Consider the following 17,124-nt stretch of genomic DNA (forward strand, 5'->3'; position numbering starts at 1 on the left):
GTCAGCGCCGCCTTTGCCCAGCGGCGGCGTTCCGGCGCTGCCACACCACGAGGGCGGCCGCGCCCGCACCGGCCGGCACCAGCCTCCACGCCGCACCCGCAACGCCCGGCTGCCCGGCCGGGGTAGAGGCGGTCGTCGTGGCGCCGTGCTCGCAGTGGTCCTTGGCCGGACCCACGATCAGGGCGCACGGATCCGGCTCAGCCGGGCGGGCGTCGGCGGCGAACGCCTGTCCGGTGTGCGGCCACCACGCATCCGGGACATGCGCCCCGACGGTCAGTACGAGCACGCCGAGGACCACGGCGATCGCGGTGAGGACGCTCGCGGCCGCGTCTGCGGCCAGGCGCCGGGAGTGGTCCCAGGAAGAGGAGATCATCGGAAGAGTTCCTTCGGATGGCTCCCCGCGCTCTCGCCGGCCAGCGGCTCAGGCACTGAAGGCGGGGCGGGGCTCGTGCGGCGTCCGGGTGTGGTGGTGATGGACGTGGCGATGCGCTCGATAGGGGGGATGGAGACCTTGATGCGGCCGGTGTTCTGCCGCGGGCAGGTCAGCAGGAACTCGCCCTCCCGGCCCTTCTGACCGACGGGGGACAGACCGGTGCTCACCAGCCGCAGCAACTCCGGGTCGCCTGGGTCGAGGCCGACGAACTCCAGGCCACGGCGTGCACGCTCGCGGTCGGCGGTGCGTGCGAGCGCCCGGTAGGCCATCAGGCCGCGGTCGGGGCCGAGTTCGGCGGCGTCGTGGGATGCGCCGAGCAGCCCGGCGCCGTGCTTGCGGCCGTCGTGGAGGATCTCGTGGACAAGGGCGGTGCCCTCGGCGGACGAGGTGAGCCAGTACAGCTCGTCCAGGACTACGGCGGTGAACCGCCCGGGGTCCTCGAACGCGGTCTGCCGGGCGATCGCCGCGATCAAATACAGCACGGCGCGGCCGATCAGCACCTCCAGCGGCTGCTGGTGCAGGACCTCCGGCTTGTCGAACGCCGCCTTCGGCGGAAGCTTCAGACCGGTCGTGGTGATCACGATCATGTCGGTGCTGCTGGAGGCATCCAGCCGTACCGGCGGCAACGTCGGGTCGAAGACCATCCGGGCCAGGGAGTTGGTGGACACGACCCGGATGAGGCCGGCGAGGGTGGCGGCCGCGTCCTGCCGCTTGCCCGCCTCACTCGTGGCCATCCCCTCGAGGACCTGAAGGACGCGGTGCATGGACGGCTGCGGACCGGCGGCGGCCTGCTCCACGGCGTGGTGCAGGACCTCGCCGTTCGTGCTCATCGGGCCGATACCGAGCTGCAAGGTGAGGTAGGACAGGGCGTAGTGGCGGCCCTCGGGGCCGTGGAACATGCGCAGCGGATCGATGGACACCTCGGCCTGAGCGGCGTCGATGATCTGGACGCGGCCCTTGGCGGCGGTCCGGGCGAAGGTGGCCCACTCGCGCACAGGGGTGCGGTCGATGCAGATCGCGCAGCCGCCGCGCGCCCAAACGGCCTCCGCAATCAGCTTCTGCAGGACGCTCTTGCCCGCGCCGAGATCCCCGACGATGCCCATCGAGGCCGACGCGTCCACCTTGGGCGCGTCCGCGACATTGATCATCACGGGGCGGGTGGTGCCCGAGTCCAGGTCGATGCCGAGGAACATCCCGTTCGGGTCGCCGACCTCCGAGGCGGTGAAGGCCCCGCCCAGCGCCCAATCCTCGGAGATCTGGTGCTGGGTGAACTCGCGTGCCACGCCAGGCCCCACCGTGCCGGGCAGCCCGAGCGTGAACAGCGCCTCCTGCAGGCCGGCCGGGCGCACCGCGCGATAGTCGGCACCGCCCAGCAGCGCGGCAAGAGCCCGGGCCCGGGCGTCGCAGACGGCTGCGGTCGGGCCCCATACCGTCAGCACGGTGACGGACTGCACCTCGACCTCGACCGAGGTGCGCGACAGACGGGCATCCAGCTCACCGAGGTCGCGTGCGGCCTCGGTGAGCGAGGCAGGCATGCCGGTCGGCCGGGCGTCGTACTGGTCGGCCTGGTCGATCAACTCGTTCTTCTTGCGCCGCACCTGGTCGCGGGCCTTCTCCGCGGGCACCAGCGTGAGGTCCACGGCGTAGTCGACGGGAAAGTCGAGCATCTCCAGCTGCGCGAACAGATCAGCAGCGTCCTGGCTGACCGAGGGCGGGCACTCGGCCAGCGCCAACTGCGCCTGATAGCCCACCCCGGCATCCGTTTCGACCTGCAGCCAACGCCGCCCGAGGGGCGAGCCGGTGTTCAGCCGCCACCAGGCCGTGCGGCCCGACCGCGTGATCTGGCCCGCGCTCCCCAGCTCGCCGACGTCGTCGAGCTCGGGGTCGATGCCGCCTTCCTGCAGGCGGACCTGGCCGAGGCCGGCATAGCTGGGAGAACGCAGCACGCCGCCTTGGAGGTGCCCGCCGTACAGCCCGCTGGTTTCGGCCTCGGCCAGCAGCGGCTCCGCGAGGCCGCGGTGCAGAGCGTGCTGGATCATCCACACGATCTCCGCCGGGCGGGCGGGGCGGAAGGCTATGCCGCCGGCGAGTGCGGCCTCCACCCGGGCAGCCTGCTCCCGGTGCGCGGTCACCTCGCGCCGTGCCACCGGCGCCGGCCGCATGCCCAGCATCGGGGACAGTTCGGCCCACGCCGCGCCGAGGGACGCTGACACCTGCATGCCGGCGTTCTCGGTCTGCAGCGGCACGGCCAGCCACAGGGTGCGGCGGTGCATCTCCTGGTCGTCCAGCAGGTTCAGGGTGGCCTCGACGTTCTCCACCCACGGATGCGGCCCGTTGTCCGGGGCCGTGTCGGCTGGCTCGATGCCCTCGATCATGCGCAGGGCGATCTCGCCCGGGTCGACCTGTGCGCACAGCCCGAACAGCCGCGGTGCCCCGGACAACGACCGCACCAAGTGTGTGATTTTGGCGAGCTGTTCGTCGCGGACCGGGGCCGGCACGTAGGTGCCCTGGACGGTTTCCTCCCGGCGGCCCTGTGCGTCCGGGCCGGGGTGGAGGCGGTAGAGGGCCCACACGCTGCCCTGCTTCGACCACACCAGATGTCCGGCGATGTGACGGATCGGAACCCTCACCGCGCACCCCCGCTCTGCCCGGCGAGGGCGAGCAGCTGCTGTACACCCGACACCGGACCCACCGGCGCCGGGGGAGCAGCCGCCACCGTACGGTGGCGCGTGGACGAGCGACCCACTGCCGGGATCGGGTGGGGTGCCCGGGTGGCCTGCTGCACAGCCGCGCGAGACGGTGTGGCCGCTGCGGCGAGCGCGGGCGTGTCCTCGATTGTGAATCCGCCGAGCAGGGGACGAGATCCGCGGTCGCGGGCGGCCCGCCCGCTGATCCGCCCTCCGCGGGGCTGCCAAATCAGCAGCATCCAGCCCAGGGCCGCCTGCATCGGGGCACGCCCCCGGATCTTTGGCCGGCGTACGGCCCAGATCGTCAGCAGCCAGGCCACAAGTGGTACCGGGCCCATCCACGACCACCACGCGATGGTCTTGATGAGAAGGAAGCCGCCGACGACGGCGACCCCGATCTGCGCGGGTGTGTACGGGCCGAGCGGGATCTTCCAGTCGGCGACCTTGCCCAGCACCCAAGGGTGACGGCGGGCGGAGGTGTAGAAGCGGCCCACCCGGCCGGTGCCGGCCGCGGTCACAGCCAGCCCCCGGCGCCGGGCGAATGGTCACGGGCGGCCGGAAGTTCGGACTCAACGATGACACCTGGGACGGCGGGTGCGCCCGTGGACGGGTTCTTGACCTCGTCCTCGAACATGTTCGCGAGACTGTCGCGCGAGTTATAGAGACCCAGCGCGATCACCATCAGCAGCAGCGCGCCGATGCCCGCTTTGAGGCTGAACTTCTGGATCATGATGACGACGACGAGAACGAGCAGACCGGCCTGCAGCCCCTTGGTCGCCCAGTTCTTGAACATATTGATCCAGCTGTTGCCGAGGTCGTCCAGCTGCCCGGCGAGCATCAGGCTGTGCACCGTGTTCACCGCGCACCGCCGTCCTGAGCAGTCCCGGACTCCAGGGACGCGACTTCCCACCTGCCCGAGCGGGCCTTGAGCGCGAGCTCGTACGCCAGGGGCCACCGCCCGTCGGCGTCCCGGGCCTCGACCTGGACGAGGACACGCACCTTCGTGCCGTCGGCCGGTACCTGTTCGGCGGCCGCGGCCTCCTCGACGGCGGAGATCTGCTGCACCATGACCGCCGGGTATGGGGCGGGGGAGATGGCCGACAAGCTCACGCCGGGAGCGAGGTAGCGGTCGACCTCGCCGGCACCGGTCAGGTAGGCGCTGAAGAACTCCCCGACGGCGGACGACAGATCACCTTCCGGGACGTTCACGCCGTAGGACGACTTCGATACCTCGGCGCGGACCGGACCGGCCACCACGCCCGGCGCACCGGTCACCGTGAACGAGGAGCCCGCATCGTTGGCGTAAACCGGCACCGCGTAGTAGCGCACCGATCCGTCGGCGTACTGCGCAGCCACCGTCACCGACCACGCACCTCCGGTGCCTTGCACACTGCGCACCGCTGTCACGGGCTGCGGCTTCGACTGCGCGCCCGTGGCCGGGTCGGGCAGTTCGACGTCCGGCGCGAGTGACTGCGCAAGACGCGCCTGCGCACTTGTCGCGTCGTCCGCGCTGCTGCGCAGCCACGCACTGACGAACAGTTGCGCATAGCCACCCGGGTCTGCGGCGGACGACGCAGTGCGCACGGAGGTGGGAGCGGCTGGGGTGGCCGCCTCGACCGTGGTCGGGGTGGAGGCGACGGCGACGCACAGGGCGATCGGGCCGGCCGCGATGACGGTCCAGACCGCCAGGCGCGAGAGGCGTACGCGGCGGCGCATCGCCTCCAGCCGGGCGCTGGCCGCGATCGGAGCAGCAGCCTCGCTCTGTGAGGCATGCTTGGCAGGGGACATGGTCAAACTCCCAGGTCAGACCGGATGTTGCTGACCTTGAGGAAACCCGTCGGCCCCGACCCGACCACCGACCATGAAGGCCCGACCATGGTCACGATGGGGACACGAAGTCCATGGTCGGGGTCATGGCCGGCCCGACCACAGGCCCGACCACGGGTTGGCCCGAGCAGGCGACAGGTCATCGGGTCCGCTACACGTTCCGCGGCCGAGGCCTGCTACACGACCACCAGCCGTGCGGCCCCTGGAGCCCGTGAACCGGTGCGCAGCCCGGACGAGCGTTGCGCAGACGGAAGCCGCCCGGACCGCAGTTGCCGTCTGCGCAGTGCTCCACCAGGACCTGCGCATCAGCAAGACCACCAGCCACTGGGCGGACTGCGCAGTCGCACCGCCCATGGCGACTGCGCACGACCCTCGCCCCGTTGCGCAGCCCGATTGCGCAACGCTCGTCCGGGCTGCGCAATCGGGCCCGCGACTGCGTGCCGGTGCTGAAGGGTGTGGTCGGGCCGACCATGAGCCCGACCACGGCAGCTAGCCCAGGGTGCTCCGGTTCGCCTCAAGATCGGCAGTGATCCCGCTCGATGGGTGGGCCGGACTTGATGCCACCTCGGAGCCATCGGTGGGATTCAGGCCTCATGCAGCTTCGAGGTAGTTGATGCGCTCACCGGGTTGAGTCCTGAGCTCCGGCGGAATCGCGTGACGTCGGGTACGTTGCACCGCCCCATTCCGTGGCGCTACTTGGCTGGCTTGCGCGCCTCGGATGCCGACTGCGGAGTCATCCTGCTCCGTGACGGAGTTTCCCTTGTCCGACGAGGAGGACGCCGAGATCCTGAGGCAGATTGCTGAACAGGCTGAGGCGGCGAGCGAAGAGTAGTGGCCCCGACCGTCACGGGACGATCGGGGCCTCTCCTCCTCAATGGCCGGGGGGAGCCTCCTGGATCAGGTGGCCTCGGCTCCGCGAGGGGCTCGGGGGAGCTGGACTATCCGGGGCCGGGTGTCCATCCGCCCCATGGAGCGCTCGTGCATGACGAGCAGCTCCTGTACGCACTCGCGACAGGCGTACAGAGGGGTCACGCCCTCGTCGCTGGTGATCTCGCCGAAGCGGGTCACCTGGGTCCCTTTGCGGGGGCACCGGAAGCACGAGCCCAACTCGTACTCGTACGCCGCGATCAGGACGCCCAGACGGTCCGTGGGGGTGGGGGCCACCAACCCTGCTCCTGGTGCTGCTTGATCCGCTCCGCGCGGGTGACCGTCACCTTCAGCCGGTCGTTGGTCGGGGCCGTCCACGTGAGGGCCCACGTGTACACCTCGCGAAGGATGGACGTCCCGCCCTTGACGTCGGTGACGACCCCCTCCTTGTCCGCGTCCTCGTCCCCCACCCACGCCTTCCGCTCTTCGGTCACTGAGCCGGCCCGGTCCACAGCTCTCCCCAGACCTGCTTGCCCCACCGGTAGAGGTCGGTGCCCCAGCGCTCGGTGAGAGAGTCCACGATCAGGAGGCCGCGCCCCCGGATCTGGTCGCCATTGGAGTCGGTCCGCATCATCGGGATGACCTTCGAGCGGTCGACGACCCCGACGTGGACCCAGTTCTCGGTGGGCCGGGAGACGATCACGCGGATCGAGGGGAGGCGGCCGTGGTCCACGGCGTTCGAGACCAGCTCCGTGACGACCACCGTGGCGGCGTCGATCTGGTCCTCCAGGCCCCAGGCGGCCAGAGCGGTACGGACGAGCTTGCGGGCAACGGCCGCGCTCTCAGCCTCGCGAGGGAGAGTCGTGTAGTACCCGGGATGCCCTGTAGGGCGGGGCGTAGCGGTCACAGTCATCGACGACCTCAAGGGGTGTGTGAACTGCCTGCGGTGTCCCCAGGCAGCGGACGGCCTCGATTCAGTGAACGACGCTCCGCATGGCCACAGCAGGAAATATGAGCCCGCCGTGCATACGGCCCGACCGGAAATTTCTGTGCGATCCCTGCTCACTGGTGGGGACTCAGTCACTACCGTGGGTACGTGGAGGGGAACGAAAGCCTCAGCAGCGCGATGCAGGAGCGGGGCCTGACTCAGGTCGAGTTGGCCGACGCCGTGAACACGCGGCTGATCTACTCCGGGCACGACGGCACGGTCAGTGACCGGACGATCCGCAACTGGTTGACGGGAAAAACGCGGTGGCCCCACCCTCGGCAGCGCGAGGCGTTAGAGGCAGTATTCGGCTGTACCGCCAGGGAGCTGGGCTTCAGCCCACCGGCGAGACGACGACGAACCTCGAACCCTCCGGAGGACCCTGTGGACCGCAGGAACTTCCTCACCGCCGCCACCGGCACGACCGCCTCCGTGGTGCCCTTCGTGGGTGCTCTTCCCCAGGTCGGCACGTCTGACGTTATCCGGCTCCGCAGCGGGCTGGACGCCCTGATGGAGCTGGACCGCAACAGGGGCGGCCACGAGGGCCTGGAGCGGGCGGCGTTGGCCGGAGCCGCCGAGTGCCTGGAAAAGCAGAAGCTCGGGGCCACCCAGCGCATCCGGCTCCGGCTCTTCTCCGTGGCCGCCGACTACACCGCCACGGCGGCCTGGAGCGCGATCGACGCCCGGCAGATGGACCGGGCCTCCCAGCTCCTCGGCCGGGCCCTGTACCTGGCCGGGATGGCCAAGGATCCCATCGCGGAGATGCGGGTCTGGAACTCCTACGCGATGCTCGCCCACCACCGGGACGAGTACGCCGAAGCGGTCGACGCGGCGTACGCGGCTCAGGGGACGGCTATCGCCCGGCGTCAGCCGTTCTTCGCCTCCCTGGCCCACGCCCGTACGGCCATTGGCCACTCGAACCTCGGCGACCGTCAGGCCGCTATCCGCTCTCTGGGGCACGCTCAAGAGGCTCTGGGCAAGACGGAGACGGGCGAGCCCCGCCCCTCCTGGATCTCCTTCTACGGGCCCTCTGAGCTGCTCGCCATGACCGCCATTGTCCAGGACCGGATCGGGGACTCAGCAGAGGCCGAGGCCGCCTCTCACAAGGCCCTGCGGACCATCCCGAAGGAGTTCCGCAGGAACCGGGCCCTGGCCACGGGCCGGCTCGCTCTGGCCCAGCTCCACCAGCGCGAGATCGATCAGGCGTGCTCCACGGCCGCCACGGTCTTCCCCCTGATGTCCGGCCACCCGATCCCTGGCCGGATGCGCTCCCTGCTCGGTGACTACTACCGCGACTTGATCACTCTTGCGCCAGATGCCTCGGTCGCCCGAGAGTGGGGCGACCGTTACCGCACCGAATGGAGCCGACTGTGAGCGCCGCTGAGCTGGAGATCCGCCGCTTCGGGCATGAGGATCTGCCACAGATCAGGCAGACGATCATCGACCTGCACGCCGCAGCAGCGGGCCCCGACCGGGACGACGACTTCAAGAAGAAGTTCCCCTGGTTCGTGGACCACTGGGGAGGTAACCCCGACTTCGCCTGTGTGATCGCCTACGACGGTGACGAGGCCGTGGGCTTCGCGTACGGGGCTCCTGCCGCTGACGGCCGCGAGTGGTGGCGAGAGCACGTCGACCAGGTCCCGGAGAAGACGCTGACCTTCTCCTACTCCGAGCTGGCCGTCCACCCGAAGAAGCGCAAACAGGGCGTGGCGGACGCTCTCTCGCGCGCCCTCCTGGAGGAGCGCCCCGAGGACCTCGCCGTCCTCCTGGTGGATGTCAAGCACCCCCGCGTACAGGCGCTGTACGAGGACTGGGGCTTCCGGAAGGTCGGCGAGCGTCAGCCCTTCGCGGACTCTCCGTTGTACGCCGTGATGCTTGCCGAGCTTCCCCTGAGGTGAGGGGAGGCCGGTGACTCCAGAGCACGTGCGTTTGTGTCCTCGGCAGCGGGGATGGTCCTGGGTTGGATCCAGTTTCAGATCAACCAGGAGGCCACATATTGCGCGCAGCACCCGGGCAGCACTCCGAACATGCGCACCGAGCACGGGTGCCTTGTCGAGCCGAGCACCCTGGCCGTGATTCTCGGCTATACCGGCTTCGGGATGCTTCTGTTCGGCATCGTTGGTGTCGTGGGGGTAGCAGTGGTTGCAGTCCGCGCTGAGCTGCGCCGATAGCACGAAAATTCCCCCGATCTCCACGAGGGAGAGCGGGGGAATCTTGTGTATCCCGTCAGAGATACGGAGGTTGGGCTGACGTTCGGGATCTTCAGGTCCGCCCAGGAGACGGGACCTGGAGGCCACTTGGCGGCCGAGCCGGTGTACTTCAGCTTCCGCTGGAACTTCTCGTACGAGGCCACATCGGCCTGGCCGAGTTTCGGGCCGGGCCCCTTCTTGTACCAGGGCTGATTCAAAGTCCTGGTGATCATGTGGTGTTGCTGGTCAGGGTAGTCCGATCAGGTCCAGGGGGCGGGTGAAGGGTGTGTAGGAGAGCTCGCGCAGGCCGGCGGGGATGCTGTGGTGCCCGGCGGTGCGAAGGATGCTGATCGCGAAGCTGCGCAGTGTGGCCATGTTCTCCGGTCCGTGCCCGGTGCGGATCTTCGAGGCGTCCTCGCCGAACGTGGTGTCTCTGACGTGGTGCACGGCCTCGATGCCCCATTGCGCGCGGGCGAGTTGGCCGATGGCCTGGGGAGAGGCTGCACGCGCCGTCAGGTCGGTGATGGGGTAGACGGTCTGGCGGGTGCTCTTGCCGGTCTTGAGGTCGGTGCGGTGCCGGTGGATCTTCGCGGCCTGCGCCACGTGCGGGAAGTCCAGCCCGAGACCAGTGACGGTGAGCGTGCGTATCGAGCGGGTCTCACGCCGCCCGTGCCCCGTCTCGCGGTCGTAGCGGCGGGCGGTCACCTCCTTCCTCGGCAGCGACCGCAACGCGTTGTGCAGCGTCGGCTGGTTCCGCTCGACCACCAGCAGGTAGTGCGCCCACTTCGCCTCGACCAGCCACCTGGCGTGGTCACGGTGGGTGTGCAGGGCGTCGGCGGTCACTACGACACCGGACAAGTCGAACGGGGACAGCAGCTTCGTGAAGCCGGTGACCTCGGTGGTCTTGTCCGGCCTCCGCAGCTGGCTGACGGTGCGTCCGCCTTCCAGGACGGCGGAGAGCAGGTGGGCGGGCGGGCCGGTGTCCGTGCGCGAGCCGCGGGGAACCTTGCCGTCCACGGCCAGGTGCCGACTGCCTGCGGGGTTGCATCCGAGCAGGTCGGCAAGCCCGCCGGGACATACGAGAGTCAGGAGACGGCGGATGGTGGAGCTGGACGGTGCGCGGCGCACGCCCAGCGGGCCGGCGGCGCGCACGCCGAGACGGGCTAGTGCGTCCAGAGGCGCGTGACGGGCCCACTGGCCCACGGCCAGATAGGAACGAGCCCCGGCCAGCACCGCGCAGCAGGCGGTGAGCAGGACCGATACCAGCGAATGGCGCCGTCCCCGCTGATCTCGCGGATCGCGAAGAACGGCCAGCCGTTCGGCAACACCGTTCGCGCCGCGCTGGGCGGCGGTGGGCGACTTGGTCAGGCAGACAGTGGCAGACTGGCGGCACATCGAAGCTCCGGGGTGTTCACGAATCGGTCTAACCTGTGTGGCGGAGACCGGTTCGAAGGTCGCTTCCCATCTGCCATGTGATTGTTTCCCGTCGCCGATACTCCAGCTGTAGATCGTGTCGGCATTTGCGGAAGAGGTACCGAAGTCCGTTCATCCCTGTCGGCAGATCCTGCTGTCGCCGCCGGTCATGCCGGTCATGACGGGCACGAAGGCTCACCAGGCGGCCATGGACAGCGGTTGGCGCATCGTTCGATCAGACGGATATCCGGAGGTGGTCCGGCACGTCGTCGGTGAGCCGCTGGACAGCACCCCTGAAGATCCATCCGATGGCTGCCCAGGCCAGCACGGCCGCGAGGATGAAAGCGACCGCGTTGCCCGTCACCGCGGCGACGGTGCTGCCTACGACAGGGCCGAGTGCGTTGGCTCCCCAGATGAACGGCAGCGCGACGCCAGTGACGCGTCCCATCGCGTGCACGGGCGTTGCCTTCTGGATGAGCGTGATGAGGGCGACGTTGGTGAGGGGCCCGGTGAAGCTGGAGATGCTCTGGGACACCACGACGACCGCGAATGCGAACGGCTTGCCACCCAGTGTGGCGGCCGGGAGCAGTATGAACGCGAGGCCGAGGAGCGCGTGTGTCAGTACGAGCGTGCGTCCCATCCCCAACCGCGCGTTGATCCGCCGGGACAGCGCCGCGCCGACGAGGACCGGGGCGCTGCCCAGGCTCAACGCCAGGCCGAACTGCCCTGCGGAGAAGTGGAGGTCCTGGTAGGCGAACACGATGATCATCGCGAGCGTCGACGACACCGCCATGTTGCCGAAGGCCGCCATCAGCGTGAGGGATCGCAGCACGCGGTTGCCGAGGGTCATTGCGACGCTGCCCCGGATGTCCCGGAGCGTGGCGGCGAGGCCTCGCTCAGTGGGCGCCGGCCTGGGCTCCTTCTCGCGGATGAACAGCAGTAGTACGGCGGCGGCGAAGTAGGACAGTGCGTCGGCCGCGAGGGCCCGGGCAGCGCCGGTCAGGCTGACCAGGCCGCCACCGGCCGCCCTGCCCACCGTCATCGCGATCGACTTGCTCAGCTGGGTCTTGACGTTGCCTTCGACGAGGTCGGCGCGGTCGAGTACCTGCGGCATGTACGCCTGGTACGCCAGTTGGAAGACCACGTCGAAGACGCCCTTGAGTAACGCGGCGACGTACAGGTGCGCCAGGGTGAGGTGGCCGAGGACTGCGGCCAGTGGCAGTGAGCCGAGGATGACGCAGCGGGCGATGTTGGCGAACTGCATCAGCGGCCGTCGGCGCAGTCGGTCGGTGAAGACGCCCATGATCGGCGCGAGCAGTACGAACGGCAGCCACTGCAGTGCCACGAGTGCGCCGACCCCGAGGGCGCCGGTACCCAGGACAAGGACCGCCAGCGATGGCAGCGCCACGACGCTGATCTCGCTGCCCAGAAGGCTGATCGACTCCGAGGACCACAGGAAGAGGAATGCGCGGTTGCGGGCCAGGACCGACTTCGGGCGGGTTGCGCCGGTTTCTGGATTTTCGACAGCACTCTGCGTGGAACGCCGCACGATTCCCCCGGGCCAAGATCTGCGATGCGCTAGCAAATAGAAAGCATTTTGCCGTGATCACCTTCCCTGGGGCAAGCGCTTTCTGGCCGTGCTGTCCGGTAATGGAGCCCTTGCAGTCGCAGAATCGCTGCCCTGCAGATCGTGATCTTGCTGGTGAAGGCCGACGCGGGGATCGGTACGGCCACCGTTGATCATCGTGAGTTGTGTGGACAAACGACGAGACGGTGGTCGCAGCATGGATCCCGCCCGATGGCGGGAGGCGTTCGAGGTGGCCATGGGCCAGATCACAGGCAGGTTCCGCCCGGTACGAGCCCCGGCGGCGGCCTTAGGGACGGTTCAGTGGGCCCCGGGCCTGGAGGTCATCTCCAGGTTGGAGTCGATCGCCCGTACCTGGCCAGGAGTGTAAATCTAACGGCGGATCCGACGATCATGAGAGAGACGTCAAGTGACTGATACCGCCGTGGAGTTGGAGACCGTGAAACCTGTCGAGAGTGTCCCGTCCGGGAAGCCTGCGCCCGTGTCCGATGAGCAGCTGGTCGCGATGCCTGTGGAACGGGCCCGGTCGGAGGGACTGCAGTTGACCGGGCAGGGTGTGCTGCTGTAGCAGTTGACCAAGCGGGTCCTGGAATCTGCCCTGGAAGGTGAGATCGCTGATCACCTCGGCTATGAGAAGCACGATGCCGGCGGCCGGGGCAGCGGCAACTCCCGCAACGGGAGCCGGGACAAGACCGTGCTGACCGACGTCGGGCCGGTCGAGGTCAAGGTCCCGCGTGACACCTCGGGCACGTTCGAGCCGCTGATCGTCAGGAAGCGGCAGCGGCGGCTGACCGGAGTCGACGAGATGGTCCTGTCGCTCTCGGTGAAGGGCCTCACCCATGGGGAGATCGCCGCTCACCTGGCCGAGGTCTACGGGGCGGAGGTCTCCAAGCAGACCATCTCCACCATCACCGACAAGGTCATGGACGGCATGGCGGAATGGCAGAGCCGTCCTCTTGACCGCGTTTACCCGGTTTTGTTCGTCGATGCCATCAACGTCAAGATCAGGGACGGGAAGGTCGCGAACCGTCCCATCTACGTGGTGATGGCGGTGACCGTGGACGGCACCCGCGACATCCTGGGCATCTTGGCCGGCGACGGCGGCGAGGGCGCGAAGTACTGGCTGCATGTGTTCACGGAGCTGAAGAACCGCGGGCTGGACGACGTGCTGATGCTGGTCTGCGACGGGCTCAAGGGCCTTCCCGATGCGGTGGAGGCTGTCTGGCCTCGCACAATTGTCCAGACGTGTGGGGTTCACCTGCTGCGGAATTCGTTCCGTTACGCCGCCCGCCAGGACTGGGACAAGGTCGCAGGGGCTCTCAGGCCCGTCTACACCGCACCCAGCGAGGATGCGGCGACGGAGCGGTTCCTGGAGTTCCAGGAAGCGTGGGGCCGGAAGTATCCGGCGATCGTGAAGCTGTGGTCGGACGCCTGGGCCGAGTTCGTGCCCTTCCTCTCCTTCGACGTCGAGATCCGCAAGGTCATCTGCAGCACGAACGCGATCGAAAGCGTAAACGCCCGCATCCGCAGGTCCGTCCGCGCCTGTGGCCACTTCCCCAACGAAGCCGCCGCCCTCGAGTGCATGGCGCTGATGAGCCTGGACCCGACGGGCAAGGGCCGCAAAAGGTGGACCATGCGCTGGAAAGCACCCCTGAACGCGTTCCAAATCGCCTTCGAAGGCCGCCTGACCCCGAGCAACAACTGACCACTCAACAACCAAGATCAGCCCTTAAATTGACACACCCGAAGCCTTGAGCTGGGAGAACGCTGGTTGACGGTGTGTTCGGGGTAGGCGTCCTTCTACTGTGGTGGGTGGAGTAAGGCGCGTCGATGGTGTCGTTGATCGAGGAGTTGGAGGCGCGGGAGGCCGCGGCCCGTGTCCGGGTGGAGGAACTCAAGCCGGAGATAGCCGAGTTGACATCACGGTTGGCGGGTGAGCGTGAGGTGTGGTCGCGGCTGCGGGTGACGCGTGAGACGGTGGCCCAGGTGCTCGCCGAGCTGTCCGGGCAGGACGTGGCTGAGACTGCGCCGTCGCGGGAGCCGGTGGCGGCGGTGGAGCCCGAGGTGCGGACCGCGGAAATGGCCGACATGCTCTCTCAGGCCGCTCGGTGATCATCGCCCCCGGCTACGGCATGGCCGTAGCCCAGGCCCAGCATCCTGTCGCGGAACTGACGCGGCAGTTGCGGGGGCGGGGCGCCGAGGTTCGCTTCAGTGCCGATCTCGTCACCGGGCGCCCGCCCGGTCAGATGAACGTCCTGATGAGCCCCGGCAGTTGTGGACCGGCTCCCGCAGTATGCCGCGTACTGGTGCCCGCACCATGCGCTCGCAGCCACACTGATCTGGCACGACCGGTGATCGGCGGCGACAACGGTGAGCGAAACGCCTGCTTCAGCGCGCTGTTGTCACGCAAGGGTGGCGCGCGCCGCACATCGGCCCAACTGCGCGCTTCTTTCGTCAACGCCGGGCGACAGGGACGAGGCCGCGGAGCTGCCCGCCCGTCGACAGGTCCGCTCGCAGAGTGATGTTCGGATGCGGGGGAGCGGGCACGAACAGGGTCCGGCCCTGTCGATGGGCGGAGACGGCGCCGTCGAGCGTGAGCGCGGTGACGGCGCGGCTGCCGGCGGCCAGGACGTACCACTTGCTCTTCGATGACCGCCAGCTGGTGGCGGCCGCCACGTGCTGGCCGAAGCGGGTGCACGCCGCGGACGACCGCTCGCGGGAGACGACCCGTGCGGTCTCGTCCGGCTCGTCCCCGGACGTCCGCAGGGTCACCACCGCTTCGCCCGGGCCGCGCCAGCTGCTGGTGCGGGCGCAGGTCCACACGGCGTGGCCGCCTCCGTCCGGCAGGTCCTGTTCGGCGAAGTCCCAGGCGTTGACGGCGCGGACACCGGTGTCGCGGAGTTCTCCGAGAGCGCAGGCATGACGGGACCAGGCCAGTAGTGCGGCGGGGCCGGTCGCTTCCCGGGGCCGGCGTGCGGGTGGTGAGCCGTGTCCGGGCAGCGGGGTGTAGGTGAGGTGGACCGGGGTCAGGTCGCCCACCCCGGCGAGCAGGAACGCGTGGTGTTCGGCGATCCTTTCCGAGGACCGCAGTTGAAGGACTGGTCCGCTGTCGCAGCCCCCGGCCCGGGGCAGCACCGGAACGGTGCGCGTGACGCCCTCGCCCGACACGTCCAGTGGACGCGCCAGGGTGTCGGGTCGCAGCAGGTCCCGGGTCTGTGTCTGCGCGATCCACGGGGCGATCAGGTAACGCACGCCCGTGCGGTCGAAGGTGAGGGCCACGGCCGCCGAGGTCGTCACGTCGGCATCTTCGACGCGTGCCACGGTCAGAGACCTCGGCACACCAGGACTCCGGCCCGAGGACACCGGCTCGCTGTAACGGGCCAGCCGCTGACCGTCGTAGAAGAGGACCACGGCCTGTCGCTGTACGTTCCCCGCGTACAGGAGCTGCGGTGCCGCGGTGGGCGGGACGGTGGATGTGGCGCGCGACGCGGTGACGTGTGTGCCATGTGGTGGCCGCGCCCAGGTGTTCAGAGCACGGTCGAGCAGGTCTTGGTCCTGGACGCGGGAACCGCGCGCGGGCCAGGCCGTGAAGTCGACGCGCGAGGTGTTGTCCCACAGGCCGGCCGGGACGCGGCTGAGATCGGTGGCCCGCAGTACGGGATCGGTGGTGCCGGACGGGAGGTGGGGCCGCGACGAGTCCTCTTGCGGCGTACTCATCACCGCCGCCACCGCGGCCAGGAGGGCCAGAACCGCCACGCCCCCGGCACGCGTCCTTCGACGGCGCCGCAGCAGGTCGGTGGGGCTGGCCTGAAGGGCGCAGGCGTCGAACTCCTGAAGCACCGACGGCCCTGGTAGCGCCTGCGCCGCGACAACGCGGGCCTCCCGAAGGGCCGTTGCGGTGTCGTCCACGCCGGCCTCGGCGAGCACGTCGGCAGTGGCGTTGTCGGGCATGCCGTGCAGACGGAGCACGAAGGCGGCCCGGGCGGGCGCGGACAGTTCCGCCAGCGCCTGGGTGAAGGCCAGTTCGTCCACGCTGCCCGAACGCGGGAACAACCGCAGTCCCAGCACCAGCGGCAGACGGGGAAGCAGGGCGCGCGGCGGGACCAGCCGGGCCGGCCACCCGGCAGGCCGCCGGCCGTGGGCCAGGGCGTCTTGCACCACGGTCACGAGGTAGGAGCGTTCCAGGGCCGCCCGCTCCCGGTTCTCCAGGCGCGGCGGAGGAACGGCCGGAGCGACGCGTGCCGGGCGAGCGGCGCGCAGGGCCCGCTGGACAACGGAGTGCGCGACAAGGACGCGGCGGTGCCGGCCGAGGGAGACGGGCAGCACGACATGTGCCAGGCGGACCAGATCGCCGTAATGCTCGATCAGGGTCCTTTCGGCCTCCAGGATTCCGTCTCTGGAGTGCTCGGCCGGGTTCCGAAGGGAGCGAAGGCTCATGGAGCGGGCGGCTTTCGTCGAGGGACGCGCGGGGATACCCCCCGTCAAACGAGTGAATGACCTTCAGGTCACTCGGGTGGCGGTACCGCCCGCGTGCACGCCCCTCCTGGTCAGCTTCCAGGAGGTACGTCCGGCCGCGGAAGGTCCGTGTCTCCTTGGGCGGGGAGACCAGTGCCACGGCGCCGTCGGGGCCGTAGCGCCAGGGCAGTCCGCCCTCGGAGACCTGGGTGCCGACCCCGGCCGGGGTGTAGAAAGCGGGAATGCCGGTGCCGCCGGCGCGCAGCCGTTCGGCGAGGGTGCCCTGCGGGGTGAGCTCCACTTCCCGTTCACCGGCGAGGTACTGGCGGGCGAACTCCTTGTTCTCGCCCACGTAGGAGCCGGTCACCCGGGCGATGCGGCCGGCCGCCAGCAGGATGCCGAACCCCCGGCCGTCCACGCCGCAGTTGTTGGAGACCACACGCAGGCCTCCGGCGCCCTGGGCGTACAGGGCGTGGATGAGGACGGTGGGGATGCCGCACAGCCCGAAGCCGCCCACCGCCAGCGACGCCCCTTCCGGAATGTCGGCGACCGCGTCGGCGGCCGAGGTCATGACCTTGTCCACGTTGTGCATGCCTTTATCCCGGTGCCGGGCACCGGGGTCTGCCAGAGGCAGGTTGTTCAGGGAGCGGAGGCATCAGGTCGGGGAGAGCCGTTGCTCCGGC

Annotated in this window: 15 protein-coding genes and 2 pseudogenes; 5 read left to right on the forward strand and 12 right to left on the reverse strand. The window is 69.4% G+C overall.

Annotation, left to right across the window (positions count from 1 at the left end; translation table 11 throughout):
• Position 1: 1 nt before the first annotated feature.
• From ACZ5VD_RS39230 to ACZ5VD_RS39265, 8 genes are all read right to left on the reverse strand, one after another.
• A complete protein-coding gene (locus ACZ5VD_RS39230; RefSeq protein WP_468554684.1) occupies positions 2–373 on the reverse strand; it encodes a hypothetical protein in 372 nt (123 codons plus the stop codon).
• Positions 370–3,063 (reverse strand): ATP-binding protein, encoded by a 2,694-nt coding sequence (locus ACZ5VD_RS39235; protein ID WP_468685230.1) that lies wholly within the window; start codon positions 3,061–3,063, stop codon positions 370–372. The genes ACZ5VD_RS39230 and ACZ5VD_RS39235 overlap by 4 nt, the downstream gene beginning before the upstream one ends.
• Positions 3,060–3,638, reverse strand: coding sequence for a hypothetical protein (locus ACZ5VD_RS39240; protein WP_468685232.1), 579 nt, complete (start codon positions 3,636–3,638; stop codon positions 3,060–3,062). Before ACZ5VD_RS39240 ends, ACZ5VD_RS39235 begins: the two co-directional genes overlap by 4 nt.
• Positions 3,635–3,979, reverse strand: a complete 345-nt coding sequence (locus tag ACZ5VD_RS39245) for a hypothetical protein (protein WP_468685233.1) — start codon at positions 3,977–3,979, stop codon at positions 3,635–3,637. The genes ACZ5VD_RS39240 and ACZ5VD_RS39245 overlap by 4 nt, the downstream gene beginning before the upstream one ends.
• Complete coding sequence (locus ACZ5VD_RS39250; RefSeq protein ID WP_468685234.1) at positions 3,976–4,908, reverse strand: conjugal transfer protein; 933 nt, start codon at positions 4,906–4,908, stop codon at positions 3,976–3,978. The genes ACZ5VD_RS39245 and ACZ5VD_RS39250 overlap by 4 nt, the downstream gene beginning before the upstream one ends.
• Before the next feature lie 936 nt (positions 4,909–5,844).
• Positions 5,845–6,111 carry a hypothetical protein gene (locus ACZ5VD_RS39255; protein WP_468554679.1) on the reverse strand — a complete coding sequence of 89 codons (267 nt, stop codon included), beginning with the start codon at positions 6,109–6,111 and terminating at the stop codon, positions 5,845–5,847.
• Positions 6,075–6,308 carry a hypothetical protein gene (locus ACZ5VD_RS39260; protein WP_468554678.1) on the reverse strand — a complete coding sequence of 78 codons (234 nt, stop codon included), beginning with the start codon at positions 6,306–6,308 and terminating at the stop codon, positions 6,075–6,077. Before ACZ5VD_RS39260 ends, ACZ5VD_RS39255 begins: the two co-directional genes overlap by 37 nt.
• Positions 6,305–6,727 carry an ATP-binding protein gene (locus ACZ5VD_RS39265; protein WP_468554677.1) on the reverse strand — a complete coding sequence of 141 codons (423 nt, stop codon included), beginning with the start codon at positions 6,725–6,727 and terminating at the stop codon, positions 6,305–6,307. The genes ACZ5VD_RS39260 and ACZ5VD_RS39265 overlap by 4 nt, the downstream gene beginning before the upstream one ends.
• A 456-nt stretch (positions 6,728–7,183) precedes the next feature.
• Between ACZ5VD_RS39265 and ACZ5VD_RS39270 the strand changes: the two genes are divergently transcribed.
• Both ACZ5VD_RS39270 and ACZ5VD_RS39275 read left to right on the forward strand, forming a co-directional pair.
• Entirely contained in the window at positions 7,184–8,173 is a 990-nt protein-coding gene (locus ACZ5VD_RS39270; RefSeq protein WP_468685236.1) for a hypothetical protein, read from the forward strand.
• Positions 8,158–8,697 (forward strand): GNAT family N-acetyltransferase, encoded by a 540-nt coding sequence (locus ACZ5VD_RS39275; protein WP_468554675.1) that lies wholly within the window; start codon positions 8,158–8,160, stop codon positions 8,695–8,697. The genes ACZ5VD_RS39270 and ACZ5VD_RS39275 overlap by 16 nt, the downstream gene beginning before the upstream one ends.
• A 537-nt stretch (positions 8,698–9,234) precedes the next feature.
• On the opposite strand, the gene ACZ5VD_RS39280 is transcribed toward ACZ5VD_RS39275, so the two are convergent.
• Positions 9,235–10,383, reverse strand: coding sequence for an ISAs1 family transposase (locus tag ACZ5VD_RS39280; RefSeq protein WP_468685238.1), 1,149 nt, complete (start codon positions 10,381–10,383; stop codon positions 9,235–9,237).
• A 253-nt stretch (positions 10,384–10,636) separates the two neighbouring features.
• A complete protein-coding gene (locus tag ACZ5VD_RS39285; protein WP_468555286.1) occupies positions 10,637–11,950 on the reverse strand; it encodes an MFS transporter in 1,314 nt (437 codons plus the stop codon).
• Positions 11,951–12,491: 541 nt separating this feature from the next.
• Between ACZ5VD_RS39285 and ACZ5VD_RS39290 the strand changes: the two are divergent.
• The 3 genes and pseudogenes from ACZ5VD_RS39290 (at position 12,492) to ACZ5VD_RS39300 (ending at position 14,508) form a co-directional block, all read left to right on the forward strand.
• A pseudogene (locus ACZ5VD_RS39290) lies at positions 12,492–13,691 on the forward strand (IS256 family transposase).
• Between the two features lie 125 nt (positions 13,692–13,816).
• Entirely contained in the window at positions 13,817–14,098 is a 282-nt protein-coding gene (locus tag ACZ5VD_RS39295) for a hypothetical protein (protein WP_468555285.1), read from the forward strand.
• 20 nt (positions 14,099–14,118) lie between these two features.
• Positions 14,119–14,508: an NAD(P)(+) transhydrogenase (Re/Si-specific) subunit beta gene (locus ACZ5VD_RS39300; RefSeq protein ID WP_468555288.1), complete on the forward strand. Its 390-nt coding sequence runs from the start codon at positions 14,119–14,121 to the stop codon at positions 14,506–14,508.
• Here ACZ5VD_RS39300 and ACZ5VD_RS39305 read toward each other — a convergent pair.
• Positions 14,441–16,423: a hypothetical protein gene (locus tag ACZ5VD_RS39305; RefSeq protein WP_468685239.1), complete on the reverse strand. Its 1,983-nt coding sequence runs from the start codon at positions 16,421–16,423 to the stop codon at positions 14,441–14,443. The genes ACZ5VD_RS39300 and ACZ5VD_RS39305 overlap by 68 nt on opposite strands.
• Before the next feature lie 115 nt (positions 16,424–16,538).
• Positions 16,539–17,024, reverse strand: a pseudogene (locus ACZ5VD_RS39310) (CoA transferase subunit A); the annotation flags it as partial.
• Between the last annotated feature and the right edge of the window lie 100 nt (positions 17,025–17,124).

Source organism: Streptomyces sp. NPDC032822 (assembly GCF_055578825.1).